Source organism: Pseudomonas wadenswilerensis, assembly GCF_900497695.1.
In the GTDB taxonomy this organism is placed as follows: Bacteria; Pseudomonadota; Gammaproteobacteria; order Pseudomonadales; family Pseudomonadaceae; genus Aquipseudomonas; species Aquipseudomonas wadenswilerensis.
In genome coordinates this window covers 440,225-460,722 of the sequence record NZ_UIDD01000012.1, presented here as the reverse complement: position 1 = coordinate 460,722, position 20,498 = coordinate 440,225, and the positions used below count along the sequence as shown (strand labels likewise).

17 protein-coding genes are annotated in these 20,498 nt (G+C 63.3%); 9 read left to right on the top strand and 8 right to left on the bottom strand.

Annotated features, from left to right (window positions below; translation table 11 throughout):
- Window positions 1-5: 5 nt before the first annotated feature.
- The 3 genes from CCOS864_RS26855 to CCOS864_RS26845 all read left to right on the top strand — a co-directional run bounded on the left by CCOS864_RS26855 (window position 6) and on the right by CCOS864_RS26845 (window position 4,049).
- A complete protein-coding gene (locus tag CCOS864_RS26855; protein ID WP_115089427.1) occupies window positions 6-539 on the top strand; it encodes an RNA polymerase sigma factor in 534 nt (177 codons plus the stop codon).
- Between the two features lie 29 nt (window positions 540-568).
- The gene (locus CCOS864_RS26850) at window positions 569-1,513 is read left to right on the top strand and encodes a FecR family protein (RefSeq protein ID WP_115089426.1); all 945 of its coding nucleotides are present in this window, start codon (window positions 569-571) and stop codon (window positions 1,511-1,513) included.
- A 130-nt stretch (window positions 1,514-1,643) separates the two neighbouring features.
- Window positions 1,644-4,049, top strand: a complete 2,406-nt coding sequence (locus CCOS864_RS26845) for a TonB-dependent siderophore receptor (RefSeq protein ID WP_115089425.1) — start codon at window positions 1,644-1,646, stop codon at window positions 4,047-4,049.
- Window positions 4,050-4,213: 164 nt separating this feature from the next.
- On the opposite strand, the gene ilvD is transcribed toward CCOS864_RS26845, so the two are convergent.
- Complete coding sequence (gene ilvD, locus CCOS864_RS26840; RefSeq protein ID WP_115089424.1) at window positions 4,214-6,055, bottom strand: dihydroxy-acid dehydratase; 1,842 nt, start codon at window positions 6,053-6,055, stop codon at window positions 4,214-4,216.
- A gap of 501 nt (window positions 6,056-6,556) precedes the next feature.
- Here ilvD and mgtE point away from each other — a divergent pair.
- Window positions 6,557-7,609 (top strand): magnesium transporter, encoded by a 1,053-nt coding sequence (gene mgtE, locus CCOS864_RS26835; protein ID WP_115089423.1) that lies wholly within the window; start codon window positions 6,557-6,559, stop codon window positions 7,607-7,609.
- A 124-nt stretch (window positions 7,610-7,733) separates the two neighbouring features.
- Window positions 7,734-9,407 carry a DUF4153 domain-containing protein gene (locus CCOS864_RS26830; protein ID WP_115089422.1) on the top strand — a complete coding sequence of 558 codons (1,674 nt, stop codon included), beginning with the start codon at window positions 7,734-7,736 and terminating at the stop codon, window positions 9,405-9,407.
- A gap of 57 nt (window positions 9,408-9,464) precedes the next feature.
- Here CCOS864_RS26830 and CCOS864_RS26825 read toward each other — a convergent pair whose 3' ends face one another.
- Window positions 9,465-10,661, bottom strand: coding sequence for a class I SAM-dependent rRNA methyltransferase (locus CCOS864_RS26825; protein WP_115089421.1), 1,197 nt, complete (start codon window positions 10,659-10,661; stop codon window positions 9,465-9,467).
- A 208-nt stretch (window positions 10,662-10,869) separates the two neighbouring features.
- Between CCOS864_RS26825 and CCOS864_RS26820 the strand changes: the two genes are divergently transcribed.
- Window positions 10,870-11,682 carry an HDOD domain-containing protein gene (locus tag CCOS864_RS26820; RefSeq protein WP_166675626.1) on the top strand — a complete coding sequence of 271 codons (813 nt, stop codon included), beginning with the start codon at window positions 10,870-10,872 and terminating at the stop codon, window positions 11,680-11,682.
- Window positions 11,683-11,685: 3 nt separating this feature from the next.
- Window positions 11,686-12,498: a bifunctional DNA-formamidopyrimidine glycosylase/DNA-(apurinic or apyrimidinic site) lyase gene (gene mutM / locus CCOS864_RS26815; RefSeq protein ID WP_115089419.1), complete on the top strand. Its 813-nt coding sequence runs from the start codon at window positions 11,686-11,688 to the stop codon at window positions 12,496-12,498.
- A gap of 6 nt (window positions 12,499-12,504) precedes the next feature.
- Here mutM and ggt read toward each other — a convergent pair whose 3' ends face one another.
- The 6 genes from ggt to CCOS864_RS26785 all read right to left on the bottom strand — a co-directional run bounded on the left by ggt (window position 12,505) and on the right by CCOS864_RS26785 (window position 18,763).
- Window positions 12,505-14,193 carry a gamma-glutamyltransferase gene (gene ggt / locus CCOS864_RS26810; RefSeq protein ID WP_115089418.1) on the bottom strand — a complete coding sequence of 563 codons (1,689 nt, stop codon included), beginning with the start codon at window positions 14,191-14,193 and terminating at the stop codon, window positions 12,505-12,507.
- A complete protein-coding gene (locus CCOS864_RS26805; protein WP_038997674.1) occupies window positions 14,193-14,444 on the bottom strand; it encodes a YfhL family 4Fe-4S dicluster ferredoxin in 252 nt (83 codons plus the stop codon). The genes ggt and CCOS864_RS26805 overlap by 1 nt, the downstream gene beginning before the upstream one ends.
- A gap of 108 nt (window positions 14,445-14,552) precedes the next feature.
- Window positions 14,553-15,032, bottom strand: a complete 480-nt coding sequence (gene coaD, locus CCOS864_RS26800) for a pantetheine-phosphate adenylyltransferase (RefSeq protein ID WP_115089417.1) — start codon at window positions 15,030-15,032, stop codon at window positions 14,553-14,555.
- A 112-nt stretch (window positions 15,033-15,144) separates the two neighbouring features.
- Window positions 15,145-16,743, bottom strand: a complete 1,599-nt coding sequence (locus tag CCOS864_RS26795) for a GMC family oxidoreductase (RefSeq protein WP_115089416.1) — start codon at window positions 16,741-16,743, stop codon at window positions 15,145-15,147.
- A 27-nt stretch (window positions 16,744-16,770) separates the two neighbouring features.
- Entirely contained in the window at window positions 16,771-17,304 is a 534-nt protein-coding gene (locus CCOS864_RS26790; RefSeq protein ID WP_115089415.1) for a twin-arginine translocation pathway signal protein, read from the bottom strand.
- A 25-nt stretch (window positions 17,305-17,329) separates the two neighbouring features.
- Complete coding sequence (locus CCOS864_RS26785) at window positions 17,330-18,763, bottom strand: coniferyl aldehyde dehydrogenase (protein WP_115089414.1); 1,434 nt, start codon at window positions 18,761-18,763, stop codon at window positions 17,330-17,332.
- A gap of 150 nt (window positions 18,764-18,913) precedes the next feature.
- On the opposite strand from CCOS864_RS26785, the gene CCOS864_RS26780 reads away from it, so the two are divergent.
- Window positions 18,914-19,579: a TetR/AcrR family transcriptional regulator gene (locus tag CCOS864_RS26780; protein ID WP_115089523.1), complete on the top strand. Its 666-nt coding sequence runs from the start codon at window positions 18,914-18,916 to the stop codon at window positions 19,577-19,579.
- A 39-nt stretch (window positions 19,580-19,618) separates the two neighbouring features.
- Window positions 19,619-20,473: a sulfurtransferase gene (locus CCOS864_RS26775; RefSeq protein WP_115089413.1), complete on the top strand. Its 855-nt coding sequence runs from the start codon at window positions 19,619-19,621 to the stop codon at window positions 20,471-20,473.
- Window positions 20,474-20,498 lie beyond the last annotated feature (25 nt).

The window sequence follows — 20,498 nt, the reverse complement described above, 5'->3', positions numbered from 1 at the left end:
GTACCGTGTCTTCGTGGAATACGCAGATTGCCCGCTTGTTCGCCGAGCACAAGAAAGCGCTGGAAGCCTTTGTTGCGCGCCGCACGGGCAATTCGCAGGTGGCAGCCGACCTGACGCAGGAATCGTTCCTGCGCCTGGCGCGGCTGCCTGCCGACAAGAAGATCGACAACCTGCCGGCCTTTCTCTTCACCATTGCCAGCAACCTGGTACGTGACCATCAGCGCCAAGCCATTCGCCGCGAGCGCCTGGACGGCGGTGAACCCAGCGAGGAGCTGGCCTGCGAAACGCCTGGGGCCGACGAGCAATTGTCTGCGCTGCAGGAGCAAGCGCTGATGCACGAGGCCATCCAGGCCCTGCCCGAGGCGACCCGGCATATCTTCCTGCTTTATCATGTCGACGAATGTTCCTACCGGGAAATTGGCCAGCGGCTGCAGATTTCCCCGCGTAGTGTCGAATACCAATTGCGCCGTGCGCTGATCGACTGCCGGGCCTTTATCAAGGCGCGCTTGCTCAGCGGCACGCCGAGGTCGTGCCCATGAGCCGGCCAATTGCAGCGACGGATACCCCGATGACCGACCCACACGCCACGGATGCCGACGACCTGTTCGCCGAAGCCAGTGGCTGGTACTACCGCCTGCAGGCCGAAGACGTCACGCTCGCTGAGCGCGAGGCCTTCACTGCCTGGCTGGCCCGGGGCCCGGCACAGGTCCAGGCCTGGGACGAAGTGCTTGGCCTGCTGGGTGCGTTACGTGAGCCGGCGCGGCAGATACGCGACGCCCAGCGTGCGCGCTGGCGCCGGCCGCGGTTGCAGGTCTGGGCCAGTGCTGCAGCAGTGTTGTTGATGGTCGGTTTGCTGGCGTACAGCCCCTGGCCGGACCGCTGGCGCGCCGACTTTGCCACCAGCACCGGAGAGTCGCGCAACATTGCCCTGGCGGACGGTTCGCAACTTCAGCTCAACACTGACACGGCGCTGCAGGTCGAGTTGGCTGTTGGCGAGCGGCGGGTGCGGCTGTTGCGTGGCGAGGCCTGGTTCGATGTCAGTCATGACCCGGCGCGGCCGTTCGTGATTCGCTCGGGCGATGGCTGGGTCAAGGTCGTAGGCACGCGCTTCAGCGTGGCCCGGCAGGGTGACCAGACGCGCGTGCGGGTAGCTCAGGGCAAGGTCCAGGTCAGCGCCGACAATCACCGGACAGTGCTGCTCGAACCCGGTCGCGCAGTTGAGTATCGCGGCGCTCAACTGAGTTCCGAGCATGCTTTCGATGTGGCCGCCGAGTTCGCCTGGCGCCAACGCCAGCTGGTATTCCGCGAGCAGCCGCTGGTCGAAGTGGTCGATGCCCTCAACCGTTACTGGCCGGGGCAGACCCTGGTGCTGGGCGAGAGCCTGCGCCAGCGCAAGGTCTCGGGGGTGTTCGAGATCGACAAGCCCGAGGCCGTGCTCAAGGCCTTGACCCACACCCTGGGCCTGCGCGCCGAGCACTACACCTCGTACCTGCGCGTATTGCGTGAGGGCTGAAAAAATTCTTACGAAAGTTTCAGGGTTTCCCCAGCAGCTGACGTCCTTGATCTCGTAGGCGCAAATAATAAGCACTCTCAGACAGTGCGGCGCCACTTAACGACTTCGACGATTCTGGGGAGCATCACTGATGGAACACACCACCGCCACCCGGCGCCTGCCCGGCGTGCCGACCCTGCTGAGCCTGGCCATTGCCCTGGGCTGCGGCACACTGGCACTGCCGACCCTGGCTGCGCCTGCCGCGCAAGCGCAGGTCTATCGCTTTGAGATCCCGGCGCAATCGCTGGATGCGGCGCTGGCGGCCTTCAGTGCGGTAACCCGGGTGCAAGTGCTGGTCGGCGCCGAGGTCACTCAAGGCCTGCGCTCCCCGGGCTTGAGCGGCAGTTATCCACAGGACCAGGCACTGGCCCGGCTGCTGGCCGGCACTGGCCTGAGCGCAACCTACATCGATCGCGACAGCGTAACCCTGGAAAGACGCCAGGGCGATGACGCCGCGTTGCAGTTGGGCGCGACCATGGTCGGCGGCAAGGTGCTGGGCGCCACTACCGAAGGCAGCCAGTCCTACACCACAGGTGCGCTGACCATCGGCAAGGGGGAGCAAAAGCTCAAGGACATTCCGCAGTCGGTATCGGTCGTCACCCGTCAGCGCATGGACGACCAGAACATGAACAGCCTGCAGGACGCCATGCGCCAGGTCACCGGGGCGACGATCAAGAGCTACAACTCCGGCTCCAGCCTTAATGACGTGTATATGCGCGGTTTTCTGGTCGATCAGGTGCAGGTCGATGGCGTCTCGCAAATGACTGGCCAGGGCGACCTGATGACCAGCTTCGACCTGGCGATGTTCGACCGCGTCGAAGTGTTGCGCGGGCCTTCCGGCCTGTATCAGGGCGCCGGCGAGCCTGGTGGTACCATCAACCTGGTGCGCAAGCGCGCCCTCGGGCAGTTCGCCCTGAGTGGCGAGCTGTCGGCAGGCTCTTATGATCGCTACCACTCGACCGTGGACATCACCGGCCCGCTCAACAGCGACGGCAGCCTGCGCGGGCGCTTCGTTACCGCTTATGAGGACAACAAGTCCTTCGTCGATTACGCCCAGAACGAGCGGCCAATGGTTTATGGCCGGTTGGAATACGACGTGACCCCGGACACTACGCTATCCCTGGGCGGCGCCTATCAGAAAAACCACTCCACCCCGGCGTTCGGCCTGCCGGCTTACGCCAACGGCAAGCTGCTGGACGTCAAGCGCTCGACCTTCGTCGATGCCAAGTGGAATGAACTGGACGAGCACGTCTGGGAGAGCTTCTTCGAAGTCGATCACGCGCTGGAGAACGGCGGCCAGTTCAAGACCTCGTTGACCTACCGCGATGCCGAAACCCCGACCCGCAACTTCACCTGGAGCGACGGCGCGGTAGACCCGGCCACCGGCGCCAGCTCGGCCGTGGCCTACTCCTACTACACCCACATCAAGACCCTGGGCCTGGACAGCTTCGTGACCGTTCCGGTGGAAGCGTTCGGCCGTACCCACGAGCTGACCGTGGGCGCCGAGTACCAGCACCTGGACAAGGATTTCACCTACGGCGGCGGTGAATACTTCGACACCAACGTGTTCGACCCGGGCAGCATCAATATCCCCAAGCAGAAGTACGAAATGGACAACGGCAACTGGTCGAAATCGCACCAGTACGGCCTCTACGCCCGCACCAAGATCAGCGCCACCGACTGGCTGGACGTGATCCTCGGCAGCCGGGTGACCTGGTTCGAAAGCGATGCGCACAACGCCAACGCCTTCTTCAACAACTTCAACAGCACCGAGACCAGCATCAACCGCAAGGTCATCCCCTACGGGGCGCTGGTGGCCAAGCTGACGCCGGAGCTGTCGGCCTATGCCAGCTACACCAGTGTGTTCAAGCCGCAGACCGATGTGAATGCCGGTGGCCAGACCATCGCCCCACGCAAAGGCAAACAGTACGAAATCGGCCTCAAGCGTGAGTTTTACGATGGCCGTTTGAATGGCAGCGTGGCGCTGTTTCGCATCTACGACGAGAACCGCGCCGAGCTGGTGGCCAACAACCAGTACTACGAGCCGCAAGGCAAGATTCGCAGCCAGGGTTGGGAAACCGAACTGAGCGGCAACCTCACCGACAACTGGAGCATCAGCACCGGCTACGCCTTCACCATGCTCAAGTCGCTGAGTGGCGAAGACACCAACCAGGGCACCACCATCACCCCCAAGCACAACTTCAACCTGTGGACGCGCTACGAATTTGCCGATGGCCCGCTGAAGGACTTCAGCGTCGGTGGCGGGGTGCGGGCAGTGAGTGCCACCTACTACAAACGTGACGTGGACTTCGTCCAGGGCGGCTACAGCATCGCCACGGCCCAGGTGGGGTACAAGTTCAACCAGAACCTGTCGGCGACGCTGACGGCCAACAACCTGTTTGATCGTACTTACTATGAGCGGGTGGACAGTTCGTGGGGGTCGAACTTCTATGGCGAGCCGCGCAACCTGACCTTTAGCGTGCGGGCCAAGTATTGAGTGGGGCTGCCTTGCAGCCCATCGCTGGCAAGCCAGCTCCCACAGTGGCCCGGTGTACACAGCCACTGTGGGAGCCGGCTTGCCGGCGATAGGTCGCACCGCGTAAACCACAGGCATAAAAAAACCGGCGCACAAGGCGTCGGTTTTTGCACCGCCAGAACGACTTACAGCCCGTCGAGCAGCGCCTTGTTGCGGACCGCGCCCTTGTCGGCGCTGGTCGCCAGCAGGGCATAAGCCTTCAGCGCAGTGGTCACTTTGCGTGGCCGCGCTTCGACCGGTTTCCAGCCTTTCTTGTCCTGTTCCACTCGGCGCGCGGCCAGCTCTTCATCGCTGACCAGCAGGTTGATCGAGCGGTTGGGGATGTCGATCAACACCTTGTCGCCGTCCTGCACCAGGCCAATCGCGCCGCCGGCTGCGGCTTCTGGCGAAGCGTGGCCAATCGACAGACCCGAAGTACCGCCAGAGAAACGGCCGTCGGTGAGCAGTGCACAGGCTTTGCCCAGGCCTTTGGACTTGAGGTACGAAGTCGGGTAGAGCATCTCTTGCATGCCCGGGCCGCCCTTCGGGCCTTCGTAGCGGATGATGACGATGTCGCCTGCCTTCACTTCTTCAGCAAGGATGCCGCGTACGGCGCTGTCCTGGCTTTCGAAGATCTTCGCGTTGCCTTCGAAGACGTGGATCGACTCGTCGACGCCGGCGGTTTTCACCACGCAGCCGTCCAGGGCGATGTTGCCGTACAGCACGGCCAGGCCGCCTTCTTGCGAATAGGCGTGCTCGACGCTGCGGATGCAGCCGTTTTCGCGGTCGTCATCCAGGCTCGGCCAACGGGTCGACTGGCTGAACGCGGTCTGGGTCGGGATACCGGCCGGGCCCGCCTTGAAGAAATGGTGAACCGCTTCGTCGCTGGTCTGGGTGATGTCCCACTTGGCGATGGCTTCTTCCATGCTCGGGCTGTGCACGGTCGGCAGGTCGGTGTGCAGCAGACCGCCACGGGCCAGCGACCCAAGGATGCTGAAGATGCCACCGGCGCGGTGGACGTCTTCCATGTGGTACTTCTGGATGTTCGGCGCCACCTTGCACAGTTGCGGCACTTTGCGCGACAGGCGATCGATGTCGCGCAGATCGAAAGCGATCTCGGCTTCCTGGGCGGCGGCCAGCAGGTGCAGGATGGTGTTGGTCGAACCACCCATGGCGATGTCCAGCATCATGGCGTTCTCGAACGCCTTGAAGTTGGCGATGTTACGCGGCAGCACGCTCTGGTCGTTGTCGCCGTAGTAGCGCTTGCACAGCTCGACGATGGTACGGCCAGCCTGCAGGAACAGCTGTTCGCGATCGCTGTGGGTGGCCAGGGTCGAACCGTTGCCCGGCAGGGCCAGGCCCAGGGCTTCGGTCAGGCAGTTCATCGAGTTGGCGGTGAACATGCCGGAACACGAACCGCAGGTCGGGCAGGCGCTGCGCTCGTACTCGGCGACTTTTTCGTCGCTGGCGGTGGAGTCGGCGGCAATGACCATGGCGTCGACCAGGTCCAGGCCGTGACTGGCCAGTTTGGTCTTGCCGGCTTCCATCGGCCCGCCGGAGACAAAGATCACCGGGATGTTCAGGCGCAGCGCGGCCATCAGCATGCCGGGGGTGATCTTGTCGCAGTTGGAGATGCAGACGATGGCGTCGGCGCAGTGGGCGTTGACCATGTACTCGACCGAGTCGGCAATGATCTCGCGGCTAGGCAGCGAATAGAGCATGCCGTCATGGCCCATGGCGATGCCGTCGTCGACCGCGATGGTGTTGAATTCCTTGGCCACGCCACCGGCGCGTTCGATCTCGCGGGCGACCAGCTGGCCCAGGTCCTTCAGGTGCACGTGGCCCGGGACGAACTGGGTGAACGAGTTGGCGATGGCGATGATCGGTTTCTTGAAGTCTTCGTCCTTCATCCCGGTGGCACGCCAGAGGGCGCGGGCGCCGGCCATATTGCGGCCGTGGGTGGACGTTTTCGAGCGGTAATCAGGCATGAAGCACTCCTGGCGGCTAATCAGGTAACAAAAAGGGGAGTGAGCTTCTCTTGTCCTTTGCACCGAAGGCAGGTGGCCGCTGGTACGGATGAAGCCGAGATCGCCGCGGGATCGCCGTGCGCTCGGCCAGAGCTCATAAACCCGCCGGGGATGACTGGCGATGAATAGTCCGATTCTACACCGCTGCGGCTTTGAGGGAATGGCGCAATAGATGGTTGGTGATGCTGGGATCACGCTTTGAGCAGCTTCACGCTATCCCACCCATTCGTAGGACCCTTCTGAAACGCACTTTTACGGCTATTGCAGCCTGAATGAGCTGGCTATTATCCGCGCGCCGCATGTGCGGCTCACGAGACGACACCCTTAATGGACCTTCCCAGTTTCGGTTCAACGCGAACTTACAATCTGGCACTGAGCGCATCGGCGCTGGGGCTGCTACTGGGCTGAGCCTGATGCAAGGGCAAAGCTCCCGGGCTCCCGCGAAGGTGCCTGGAGAAAGATATGCACTGCATTGACGATGTAAACACGCTGTCGCAACCGCGCCAGCAGGCTCAGGCGCGTCGGGACGGCTTGCTGCAGCCCGGTTTCTACCCTGAGGGCAGCGCCGGGGCGCTGATGAGCAGCGAATACTCCTGCATTGTCAGCGGGCTCACGGCTACCCAGGCCATCGACATGTTGCGCCGCGAAGCGGCCGATGCCGAAACCATCTACCAGTCCTACGTCCTCGACGAACAGGGCAACCTGCTCGGCACGCTCTCGTTGCGCGAGTTGATCCTGGCTGCCCCTGACCGCCCGATCGAACGGCTGATGGTTCAACCGGTGCTGAGCGTGAACACCGATACTCCGCAGGAGCAGGTGGCCCGGCTGATCCGCGAGTACGACCTGCTGGCCCTGCCGGTGCTCGACCCACGCGGGCATCTTGTGGGTATCGTGACCTGTGACGCGGCTCTGGATGTAATGGTGGACGAAGCCACCGAAGACTTTCATAAAGGTGCCTCGATAGGCACTCATATCGGTAACCTGAAATCGGCAACTGTCGGCTTGCTCTACCGCAAGCGAGTGTTCTGGCTGGTACTGCTGGTGTTTGGCAATCTGTTCTCCGGGGCGGGAATCGCAGCCTTTGAGGACACCATTGCCGCGCACATTGCCCTGGTGTTTTTTTTGCCGTTGCTGGTCGACAGCGGGGGTAACGCCGGAGCTCAGTCGGCGACCCTGATGGTCCGGGCTCTGGCCACCGGCGAAGTGGTGATGCGCGACTGGTTAAGCCTGCTTGGCCGAGAGTGCGGGGTGGCTTTGGCCTTGGGAGCAACCATGGCGGCGGCGGTGGCCACGCTCGGCGTACTGCGAGGTGGCCCGGATATCGCATTGATCGTGGCAAGCAGCATGCTGATTATCGTCTTGCTGGGCAGCTTGATTGGCATGAGCCTGCCGTTCCTCCTCAGTCAGCTGAAGCTGGATCCTGCGACCGCCAGCGGTCCGTTGGTAACCTCAATCGCTGATGCTGCCGGTGTGCTGGTTTACTTCGGCATTGCTTCGCAGGTACTCGATATCTGATCTAGCACCCTACCGGCAAGCCAGCCCGGCCGTTACTGCAAAAATTGTCCGCAAGCCACACGATCAGGTGCTGGCTTTCGGTAGACTTGCGCCCTTCGCACCCCACTGGCCAAAAGGATTTGCAATGCCTGCGATAAGTCGATCTTTACTGTTCTACCTGGCCATCGGCCTGATTCAGGGCCTGGTGTTCCTCTACGCCAGGCACGTCCAAATCGATATCGCCGGGCTGCCATTCGGCCTGTGCGCCGCCGTGCTGGTGGCCGGGGTCAACCTGCAACTGCTTGGCAGTGCAGTGCTGCATCGCGGTACGGGCTGGCTGGTACTGGGCCTGACGCTGCTGATCGGCTTTATCAGCAGCTGGACCTTCAGTCAGGACACCCTGGGCTGGGTCTGGCAGAGCTCATGGGTGGCTGCGGTTGCCGTCACCTACATCGGCACCGCCTTCATCCTCAGCTGGCCGACCCGCGAAGGCCTGCGGCTGCGCTATGAAGACCTGTTCCGGCATGCCTGGAACAACATCTTCATCGTCCTCCTGGCACTGCTGTTCACCCTGTTGTTCTGGCTGCTGCTGTGGTTGTGCGGACGCCTGTTCCTGATGCTCGGCATCCCCCAGGTCGAAGACGTGCTGACCTCGGCGCCAGTAGTGCGCATCGGCCTGGCGGTAGTGTTCTCCCTGGGGATGCGCATGGGCCTGGAGAACGAAAAAGTCATCGGCCTGCTGCGCGGCGTGCTACTGACCCTGTGTCGTGTGTTGCTGCCACTGAGCGCACTGATCGCCGTACTGTTCAGCCTGATGCTGCCGTTTACCGGGTTGCAACCGATCTGGAATACCGGCTACTCGACCACCATCTTGTTGTTGCTGGTGGTCATCAACCTGTTTTTGGTCAACGGCGTGTTCCAGGATGGCCATCAGGCCAATCCCTATCCGAGCGTGCTCAAGCGCCTGGTCGAGGCCTGCTTGCTGTGCTTGCCGGTACTGGTGGCGCTGGCGGGCTATTCAAGCTGGTTGCGGGTAAATCAGTATGGCCTTACGCCTGAGCGCATCCTCGCCCTGTTGCTGATCGGTGTGATGCAGGTTCACAGCCTGGCCGCACTCTGGGCAGTGTTCGCCTCGCGCCAGGGCTGGTTGCACAGCCTGCGGGTCAGCAACCCGTGGATTGCCCTGCTCAGCGCGGTGCTCGTGGTGCTGTTCTATACGCCGCTGCTGAACCCTTTGCAGCTCAGTGCAAACAACCAGGTCGAGCGTCTGCTTAGCGGGCGTACCGCGATCCAGGAATTCGATGCCAGAACTTTGTACCACCGCCTGGGCAAGCCGGGACGTGAGGCGTTCAAGGCGCTGGAAGCGCGGCTCAAGACTGACGAACTGTTCGACGCCGAAGGACGGAAAAAGCTGCAGTGGATCATGGATGAAGCCCACCCGCTGTACGCCGACGACAGTCACGCCCCGAACCTTGAATGGCTGGGGCCTGAGCAACCTGGCAGCGAGGAGTTCGCCACGATGGTCATGGCCCTGAGCCAATGCGGCGGCAAGGGTTGTTTCCTGTGGGGGGTGGACATGGATGGCGACGGACGCAACGAAGTGTTGATGATCCCGCGGCACACCTACGCATCCAGCGTTTTCCTGTTTGCCCGCGAGGGCAAGGGGGAGTGGCGCGAAGTCGGTAGCCTGCACAGTATTCGCGATAACACCGAGCGACTGGTTCAGTTGATCCGCAGTGGGCAGATGAAACCGGTGATGCCACGTTACAAGACGCTGACCCTCGATGGTATCGATTTGACCTGGCAGCCCAACCGCTAGCGTATTGCAGGCAAAAAAATCCCGGCACCTGGCCGGGATTTTTTATTGCACCACGCCTTAGCTGTTCGGCAGCAGGCGGCAGGTGATGCTCTTGATGTAGCGGGTTTCCGGGATCGCCGGGTGGACCGGGTGATCCGGGCCCTGGCCGCCGCGTTCGAGCAGCTGGATGTTGCGGTCCAGGTGGCGGGCGCTGGTCAGCAGGATGTTCTGCAGGTCGTCTTCCGGCAGGTGCATCGAGCAGGATGCACTGACCAGGATGCCGTCCTTGGTCAGCAGGCGCATGGCTTGTTCGTTCAGGCGGCGGTAGGCGCCCTCGCCGTTTTTCAGGTCTTTCTTGCGCTTGATGAAGGCGGGCGGGTCGGCCACGATCACGTCGAAACGCTCTTCGGAGGCCTTGAGCTCTTTCAGCGCTTCGAACACGTCGCCTTCGATGCAGGTCAGCTTCTCGGCAATGCCGTTGAGCCCGGCGTTACGCTCGACGCCGTCCAGGGCAAAGCCCGAGGCATCGACGCAGAACACTTCGCTGGCGCCAAAGGCACCGGCCTGTACGCCCCAGCCACCGATGTAGCTGAACAGGTCGAGCACGCGCTTGCCTTTGACGTACGGCGCCAGACGCGCGCGGTTCATGCGGTGGTCGTAGAACCAGCCGGTCTTCTGGCCTTCCATGACCGGCGCTTCGAACTTCACGCCGTTCTCTTCCAGGGCCACCCACTCCGGTACCAGGCCGAACACGGTTTCGACGTAACGGCCCAGGCCTTCGGCATCGCGCGCGGCCGAGTCGTTCTTGAACAGGATGCCGGTCGGCTTGAGCACCTGAACCAGGGCGGCTACGACGTCATCCTTGTGTTGCTCCATGGTCGCCGAAGCGAGCTGGACCACCAGGATGTCGCCGAAACGATCGACCACCAGGCCCGGCAGCAGGTCGGAATCGCCATACACCAGGCGGTAGAACGGCTTGTCGAACAGGCGCTCACGCAGCGACAGGGCAACGTTGATGCGGTGCACCAGCAGCGACTTGTCCAGGGCCAGCTTGGCGTCACGCGACAGCAGGCGGGCGCAGATCAGGTTGTTCGGGCTCATGGCAACGATGCCCAAAGCCTTGCCGCCGGCGGTTTCGAGGATCGCCTGGTCACCGGCCTTGAAGCCATGCAGCGGGGTCGCGGCGACGTCGATTTCGTTGCTGTAGACCCACAGGTGGCCAGCGCGCAGGCGGCGGTCGGCATTGGCTTTGAGACGAAGGCTGGGCAGGGACATGACGTCGCTCCGGGAAAAAAGAGCGGGATTATAGCGCGATGCCTGCCGTGTCGATGGGGAATAGCGACAAATTGCAACAGAGCGATGGCCTTTAGCTTCACCCCTGGCCAGTACGATCGGGTTAGAATCGCCGCTCAGCCCCGAGTGTGTACTTATGTCCCAGGAACTCTCCGCCGAACAGATCCAGAACGCCCTGCAAGGCATCAGCGTGCCGCCGCAGCCGCAGATCATGGTTGACCTGCAGTTCGAACAATACATGCCCGACCCCGACCTGGAGGTGATCGCCAAGCTGATCTCCCAGGACCCGGGCTTGTCCGGGGCATTGCTCAAGCTGGTCAACTCGCCGTACTACGGCCTGAGCAACAAGATCGCCTCGATCCAGCGTGCGGTGAATCTGCTCGGCAGCCGCTCGATCATCAACCTGATCAATGCGCAGTCGATCAAGGGCGAGATGAGCGACGACACCATCGTCACCCTCAACCGTTTCTGGGACACCGCCCAGGACGTGGCCATGACCTGCCTGACCCTGGCCAAGCGCATCGGCTCCCAGGCGGTGGACGAAGCCTATGCCCTGGGCCTGTTCCACGATTGCGGCGTGCCGCTGATGCTCAAGCGCTTCCCCGAGTACATGAGCGTGCTCGAGGATGCCTACGCCAGTGCCGGCGCCGAACAGCGGGTGGTCGATACCGAAAACCAGGTGTTCAACACCAACCATGCGGTGGTCGGGTACTACACCGCCAAGTCGTGGCGCCTGCCCGAGCACCTGAGCAATGCCATTGCCAACCATCACAACGCCCTGGCGGTGTTCAGCGATGACTCGGCGCGCAACAGCCAGTTGAAGAACCTGCTGGCGATCCTGAAGATGGCCGAGCACATCTGTGCCTCGTACCGGGTGCTGGGCAACCAGAGCGTCGACCACGAATGGAATACCGTCGGGCACCTGGTGCTCGATTATGTCGGCCTGTCCGAGTATGACTTCGAGAACCTCAAGCAGACCATTCGCGAACTGGGCGGTCACTGATCCATGCCGGAATTGCCAGAAGTCGAAACCACCCGGCGCGGTATTGCGCCTTACCTGGAAGGCCAGCGGGTCAGCCGGGTGATCGTGCGCGACCGGCGCCTGCGCTGGCCGATCCCCGAGGACCTCGACATTCGCCTGTCCGGGCAGCGTTTCGTCAAGGTCGAGCGGCGTGCCAAGTACCTGCTGCTCAATGCCGAGGTTGGCACCCTGATCAGCCATCTGGGCATGTCCGGCAACTTGCGCCTGGTCGAGATCGGCCTGCCGGCGGCCAAGCACGAGCATGTGGATATCGAACTGGAGTCGGGCCTGGCCCTGCGCTACACCGACCCGCGGCGCTTTGGGGCGATGCTGTGGAGCCTCGATCCGCTCAATCATGAGCTGCTGATCAAGCTCGGCCCGGAACCCCTGACCGATCTGTTCGACGGCGAGCGGCTGTTCCAGCTGTCACGCGGCCGCTCCATGGCGGTCAAGCCGTTCATCATGGACAACGCGGTGGTGGTCGGGGTGGGCAATATCTATGCGACCGAGGCGCTGTTCGCCGCTGGCATCGATCCGCGCCGTGAAGCCGGGAGCATTTCCCGGGCGCGTTACCTGAAGCTGGCGATCGAGATCAAACGCATCCTGGCCTGCGCCATCGAGCGCGGCGGCACCACCTTGCGCGACTTTATCGGTGGCGACGGCCAGCCGGGCTACTTCCAGCAGGAACTGTTCGTCTACGGGCGTGGGGAAGAGCCGTGCAAGGTGTGTGGCAGTATCCTGCGTGAGGTCAAGCTCGGCCAGCGCGCCAGCGTCTTCTGCCTACGCTGCCAGAAGTGAAGGTGTTTAGCGCGGGCTGAGCACCTGCGCGGCGCCCACGCCGCGGGGGTCGCTGGCGGCTTCGAGGGTTTGCCCGGCCTTGTCCCAGTACAGTACTTGCTGATTGCCGTAGGTCCGCCCCAGGTCCTTGAGCTGGTAGCCGCGTGCCTGCAGTTCACGCTGCTGCCCGGTGCTGAACGCCCCCGGCTCGTGCTCGACCACATCCGGCAGGTACTGGTGGTGATAGCGCGGCACCGCCGGCCAGTCGGCCACCGGCTTGCCCTCAAGAAAGCCCATCATCGACAGCAGCACCATGCTCGGAATGCGGCTGCCGCCCGGTGTGCCGAAGGCGGCGAACTGGGTCGGGCTCTCGATAAAGCTCGGGCTCATGCTCGACAGCGGCCGTTTACCGGCGGCCACGGCGTTGGCCTGGCTGCCGGCCAGGCCATAACTGTTGCTGCCACGCGGGTCGGCGGCAAAGTCATCCATTTCGTTGTTCAGCACCACACCGGTACCGGGGGCGCTGAAGGCGGCGCCGAACGGCAGGTTGACCGACAGTGTCGCGGCCACGGCATTGCCGTCGGCATCGATCAGTGCAAAGTGAGTGGTGTGATCACCTTCGCGCCAGGCCGGGGCGGGCGGCAGGCTGTTGCTGGGCGTGGCCTGGTGCGCGTCGATGCTGTCGGCCAGCGAAGTCAGGTAATTGCGTGCGAGCAGTTGTGGCAGCGGGTTGGCGACGTAGTCCGGATCGCCGAGCAGACCGCGGTCGCGATAGGCCCGGCGCAACACTTCCAGCACGTAATGACTGCGCTGCACCGGCTCGGCGCTTTGCCAGGGCAGGCGCTGCAGCATCGCCAGGCTCTGGGCCAGGGCCACGCCACCGGCCGAGGGCGGCGGAGCGCTGATCAGTTCGCGCTGGCCGGCAAGCTGGTAGCGCAGCGGCTCGCGTTTGGCGGTGCGGTAGTTGGCCAGGTCATCCAGGCTCCAGATACCCCCCGCAGCTTGTACGCCCTCAACCATGGCCTGAGCGGTAGGGCCGGCATAGAAGCCGTCGCGGCCCTGGCTGGCGATGCGCTCAAGGGTAATGGCCAGTTGCGGTTGGCGGATCTGAGCGCCAAGGGCCGGTACTTCACCATTGATGAGGAACAGCCGGGCGCTTTCCGGGTCGTCGCGCAATGCGCTCAAGCGCATCTGCGCGCGGTCGCGGTAAATGCGGTCGACGGCAAAACCCTGGTTGGCCAGACGAATGGCAGGAGCCAGGGTGCTTTGCAGCGGCAGCTTGCCGTAATGGGCAGCGAGATCCGCGAGTGCTGCCGGCAAGCCGGGAATCGCTGCCGCCAGCGGGCCATTGATCGACAACCCCGGTTGGACCTTGCCGTCCTTGAGGTACATGGCTTCGCTGGCTCTGCCTGGCGCGCGCTCGCGAGCGTCGATAAAGGTATAGCGGGCGGGCGTTTCGCCTTCGCGCAGAAGGAAGAATCCGCCGCCACCAAGGCCGGAGCCATAGGGCTCGACCACCGCCAGCGCGGCGCTGACGGCAATGGCAGCGTCAAAGGCGTTACCGCCCTGCTCGAGAATTTCCCGCGCAGCGGCGGTGGCTTTGGCATGGGGTGTGGCAATCGCCGCGCGACCCGGGCCTTGTGCCTGGGCACAGGCAGCCCCTAGCGCCAGGGTGGCGCCCAGTACCAGCGGTATGAGTCGGGCGACGAACGGCATCAGGCCTTGCCGGTGATTCGGCGGTATTTTTCCATCAGCTGCGCTTCGGTCTCCGGATGGGCTTCATCCAGAGGGATGCAGTCTACCGGGCAGACTTGCTGGCATTGCGGCTCGTCGTAGTGACCCACGCACTGGGTGCACAGGTTGGGGTCGATCACGTAGATCTCTTCACCTTGAGAGATCGCAGCGTTCGGGCACTCGGGTTCGCAGACGTCGCAATTGATGCAATCGTCGGTGATGATCAGGGACATGGGGACTCCGGCCAGGGCTCAGAACCCAGGCATTTGAAAACCAATGGGCATAATTGTGCCGCATTAGCGCCCGCAGTGCACGCGGGCGCCGTGGTCAAATCGCCAATGTCACTTTTTGAAGCGTTCGGTCAGGGCCTCGGCCACCACCGGGTGGACGAATTTGGTGATGTCGCCGCCCAGCGCCGCGATTTCCCGGACCAGGGTCGAGGAAATGAACGAATAACGCTCCGAAGGGGTAAGGAACAGGCTCTCGACGTCGGGGGCCAGCTGGCGGTTCATGTTCGCCAGCTGGAACTCGTACTCGAAGTCCGAAACAGCCCGCAGGCCGCGCAGGAACACATTGGCCTGCTGTTCCTTGGCAAAATGCGCCAGCAGGGTGGAGAAGCCGAGGACTTCGACATTGGGCAGGTGCTTGGTGACCTCACGAGCCAGTTCCACCCGTTGTTCCAGCGGGAACAATGGGTTTTTTTTCGGACTGGCGGCGACCGCAATGATCACTTGGTCGAACAGCCGCGAGGCTCGCTCGACCAGATCGCCATGGCCCTTGGTAATAGGGTCGAAAGTACCTGGGTACAACACTCGGTTCATCGCGTCGTCCTGGCAGGAGTGCGTTGGGGAGTCGGATGGTATCGCAGCAATGGCAGTCGGCCAAGTCGCCCGCGCACGCTGAAGGCACTATAGACAGTGAGGCCATTTGTTGTCATCTGCCGGCTGCCAGTCGCTCGGCCAGGGCGTCACTGAGCCGCGCAGTCAGGCCATACACCGACAATTGCGGGTTGGCACCGATGCTGGTGGGGAACAGTGAACCGTCGTGGATCGACAGGTTGGCCAGCTGATGATGCCGTCCCAGGCTGTCACACACTGCCTGGCGTGGGTCCTCGCCCATGGCGCAGCCGCCCATGACATGGGCGCTGCCCAGGCGGGTACGAAACAGCTCAAGATTCAGCCCGTCGATCATTTGCCGGGCTTCGGCCAGGGTTTTCACATGGCGGGCATCGCTGTGCACCGGCAGCACACTTTCGGCACCCGCCGCGAACTGGATCTCGGCCATGCTCTGGAAAGCCCGGCGCACGCCATCCCAGGCATAGGGCGAGACCTGATAGTCGAGCACCGGCGAGCCATCGCCACGCAGTTGCACCTCGCCACCGACGCTGTCCGGGTGAAAACCGTCGCGCAGCAGGGCGAGCATTACGTGGGTATGCGGCAGTTGCTCCATGCGCAGGGCGTTTTCTTTGCCGAAGCTGCCCAGCAGGGTGCTGGCCAGCGCTGGATGCAGGGGCGGTACTTCGAGCTTGTAGCCAATTGGCCCGCTGACGCCGTCGCGCCACTGGAAATGGTCGGAATAGATCGACTGCGGCGCACCGTAGAACGGGTTGACCTGGTCCTTGAACAGCCCGGCGCTGAAGTTGACCAGGTGCAGGAAGGTGCGTTTGCCCAGGCGCTCGTGGGGGTCCGGAGCCTCGGAGCGCAGCAGCAGGCCCGGGCTGTTGATACCGCCACCGGCGAGGATGTAATGCCGGGCCTTGACCCGGATTTTGCGGCCGGTCGGCTCGACGCAGCGCGCGTCCATGGCCACGCAGTGCAGACCGCTGATCTGTTCACCGTTGTGTTCCAGGCGCTCGGCCCGGGCCAGATAAAGCAGCTCGCCGCCGTGCTCGAGGGTCGCTGGAATGCTGGTGACCAGCATCGACTGCTTGGCGTTGACCGGGCAACCCATGCCGCAATAGCCCAGGTTCCAGCAGCCGCGCACGTTGCGCGGGATCACCTTCCAGTTGTAGCCCAGCGCTTCGCAGCCGCGGCGTAGCGCCTCGTTGTTGGCGTTGGGCGGCATGATCCACGGCTCGATGCCCAGGCGTTGCTCCATACGTGCGAACCACGGCGCCAGTTCGGCGCTGCTCAGGCCCTTGACGCCATGCTCCCTGGCCCAGTGCTCCAGCGTGGGCTCGGGTGTACGAAAGCTCGAGGTCCAGTTGATCAGGGTCGTGCCGCCGACCGCGCGGCCTTGCAAAATGGTGATGGCGCCGTCCTTGCTCATACGGCCGATCCCTTCCTGGTAGAGGCTGGCGTAGGCCTGGTCTTCGAGCATGTGGAAGTCGCTGCTGGTTTTCAGCGGGCCTTCTTCGATCAGCAGCACCTTGAAACCGGCGGCGCTGAGCAGCTCGGCACTGGTGGCACCCCCGGCGCCGCTGCCGATGATGGCGATATCGGTTTCCAGGCTCAGGTCCTGGTCCAGGCGCGAGGCGTCACGGGTTTTCCAGCCACGGCCAAGGCCGTCGCGGAACAGGTCGGGTACGGGCATCTTCAGCCTCTTGTCGTTATGGGGGGATCAGACCTTGGGTGGCCCCGGGTAGCCGCAATGGGCCCAGGATTCAGGCAGTTCGTACCAGGCCATGTGCAGCAGTTGCAGCAGCGAGGCGTGGCCCATGCGCAGCAGGTTCAGCGAGCTGTCCTGCCAGCGTTGCAGAAAGGCTTCGATTTGCGTGCTGCTGGCGTTGTCCCAACTGCCCCAGATGCCGGTCAACGGCCCGCGGGTGACCGCCATGGCAAGCACGTCGAACAGCTGCCGGGTCAGCTTGAGCATGGCCGGCGACAGGGCAGCGAGCTTGTTGTCCAGCCTGCGTAGCAAGGCTTCGCGGTTGTCCGCCGCCTTGGTGCCGGCCAGAACTACCGGAATCAGGGCCTGAACAATCGGCAGGTCGTTCTGGCGCAGGGCAGTGAAGCCGCTGGCCGGTGTTTGCGCCGAGCAGCCGCTGAGGCTGGCACCCAGCCCGGCAGTGGCGAGAAAAGCGCTGGCGCCGAGGCTGAGCTTGAGCAGCCCGCGCCGGCTCAGCGCGGGGTTTACAGGCAGGCTTGTGGTCATTGTTATCAGGCCCGAGGATGGTTTTTCAGCGAATGAACAGTTTGTACACCAGCTTCAGCAGCGCCTTGCCGTAGGGCGGGTAGATCAGCCGCGCGGCATTCAAGCGCTGCTTGGCGAACACCGCCTTGGCCTTGCTGAAGGTCAGGAAGCCCTCATGACCGTGGTAATGGCCCATGCCCGATGGGCCGATACCGCCGAACGGCAGGTCGTCCTGGGCGACGTGCAGCAGGGTGTCGTTGAGGCACACGCCACCGGAGTGGGTCTGCTCCAGTACCCGTTGCTGTTCGCTGCGTTCGTAGCCGAAGTAGTACAGCGCCAGCGGGCGCGGGCGCTGATTGATGTAGGCCAGCGCCTGGTCGAGGTTGTCGTAGGGCACCAGCGGCAGCAGCGGGCCGAAGATCTCGTCCTGCATCACGCGCATCTCGTCGCTGACCTTCAGCAGCAGGTGCGGTGGCAGACGGCGCCCCTGGCGCGGCTCTTCGGGATACAGATCAATGATCTCGGCGCCCTTGTTACGCGCATCTTCCAGGTAGCTCTCCAGGCGGGCCAGGTGGCGTGGGTTGATGATCGCGCTGTAGTCCCGGTTGTTGGCCAGGGTCGGATAAAAGCGCCGCACCACGTTCTGGTAGGCACTGGCGAAATCGTCCAAGCGCTCGCGTGGCACCAGCACGTAGTCGGGTGCCACGCAGGTCTGGCCGGCATTGAGGGTCTTGCCGAAGGCGATGCGTTCGGCGGCGTCGGCCAGTGGCACGCTGGAAGAGACAATGGCCGGCGATTTGCCGCCCAGCTCCAGGGTTACCGGGGTGAGGTTTTGCGCGGCGGCGAGCATCACCTGGCGGCCGACACTGGTGGCACCGGTAAACAGCAGGTGATCGAACGGCAGGCGCGAGAAGGCCTGGGCAACGTCGGCTTCACCCAGCACCACGCTGACCAGGTCTTCGGGGAATACCTTGTCGAGCAATTGCTGGAGCAGCAGGCCGGTGGCCGGTGTGGCTTCGCTGAGCTTGAGCATCACCCGGTTGCCGGCGGCCAGGGCGCAGGTCAGCGGGCCGATGGCGAGAAACAGCGGGTAGTTCCACGGCACGATGATGCCGACCACGCCCAGCGGCTGGTACTGCACCTCGGCGCTGGCTGGCTGGAAGGCCAGGCCGACCTTGCGTTTCGAGGCTTTCATCCACTGCTTGAGATGTTTTTCAGCATGGCGCAGGCCCTGGATGCTCGGCATCAGTTCAGCCAGCAGTGTTTCGTCGGCGCTACGCCCGGAAAAGTCCTCGTTGATCGCTGCGATCAGGGCGTCCTGCTGGCCGAGAAGCGCAGTGCGCAAGCTCTTGAGCCATTGCAGGCGTTGTGCAGCCGTGGGCCGGGGGTTATCGGCAAAGGCCTGGCGCTGCTTGGCAAACAGCGCGTCGAGGGCGTCGAATTCAGTGAGCGGCAGGGAGCGGGTAGCGTCGGCGAGCATGCGAAACTCCACGGCAAGGCAGGTTTTCTAGAGCATATACTCTAATATGTGTGCTGTGCGACTGTTTTTCACAGCGTCTGCAGGTACATACCGGTGTGGATACACCGTAAGATGGACCTATTCATTCAAGCTCAACGCCTGGAATTGATCATGGCCCCGCGTATCAAGACCCGCGAGCGCATCGTGCAGAACAGCCTGGAGCTGTTCAACCAGCAGGGCGAGCGTAGTGTCAGCACCAACCACATTGCCGCGCACATGGAGATTTCGCCCGGCAACCTGTACTACCACTTCGCCAACAAGCAGGAAATCATCGCTGTGCTCTTCACTCAGTATGAAGAGCTGGTGGAAAGCTTCCTGCGCCCGCCGCAAGGGCGTCTGGCCACGGTGGAAGACAAGCGCTTCTACCTCAAGGCGCTGCTGGCGGCGATGTGGAACTACCGTTTTTTGCACCGCGACCTGGAGCACCTGCTCGACAGCGACAAGGAGCTGGCCGCCCGATACCGGCGTTTTTCCCAGCGCTGCCTGCTGCAGGGCCAGGCGATCTACCGGGGCTTTGTCGAGGCCGGCATCGTCGAGATGGATACCGTGCAGATCGAGTCGCTGACCCTCAATGCCTGGATCATCCTCACTTCCTGGGTGCGCTTTCTCTGCACCACTCGCGAAAATTCCGCGCACCTGAGTGAAGAAGCCTTCAAGCGCGGTGTCTATCAGGTACTGGTGCTGGAGCTCGGCTTCGTCACCGCCAAGGCGCGCCCCGCCGTGGATGCCTTGTGCCAGGAATTCTACGTTTCGCTTAACCAGGCGCTGGAGCAATAACGCCCGGGCCTTATCCGTTCAATCGTTCAGGAGACTGTCATGCCCCTCGCGCAACTGATCACCGCCCAGCAATTGGCCGAACGCCTGGAGGCGCCGGCGCTGGTGATTCTCGATTGCCGTTTTGCCCTGGAAGACATCGATTATGGTCAGCGCAGTTACGCCGAGGGGCATATCGCCGGAGCGTATTTTGCCGACCTGGAACGCGACCTCAGCGGGCCAATCATTAAGGGCGTGACCGGGCGTCATCCGTTGCCGGAGCCAGAGCAACTGGTCGAGCGGCTGCGGGCCTGGGGCATCGACAATGACAGTGCGATCGTTCTTTACGATGACGGCCCGGGCGCCTTCGCAGCCCGGGCCTGGTGGCTGCTGGCCTGGCTAGGCAAGCGCAGCGGCGTATCGATCCTGGATGGCGGCCTCAAAGCCTGGCACGCGGCCGGGCTGCCGTTGAGCCTCGACCCGCCAGCCAAACGTGAAGGCACCTTCAGCGGTGAGCCGGACGACAGCCTGGTGCTGGATGCCGCGCAGCTGGGCGAGCGCCTGGGCAAGCCCGAGCTGACCCTGATCGATGCCCGTGGCTTGCCGCGTTTTCGTGGCGAGGTCGAACCCATCGACCCGGTCGCCGGGCACATCCCAGGCGCGCAGTGCGCGGCATTTACCGACAACCTGGGGGCGGATGGACGGTTTTTGCCGGCCGAGCAGCTCAAGCAGCGTTTTGCCGAGAAACTGGGCAAGCGTTCGCCAGAGCAGTTGGTGGCTTACTGTGGCTCCGGCGTGACGGCTTGCCACAACCTGTTTGCCCTGGCGCTGGCGGGGTATCCGCTGGGCAAGTTGTATGCGGGCTCGTGGAGTGAGTGGATTACCGATCCCAAGCGGGCGGTGGCCACCGGCGACTGAGTAAGCCCTTGTTGGGCTGCAATGC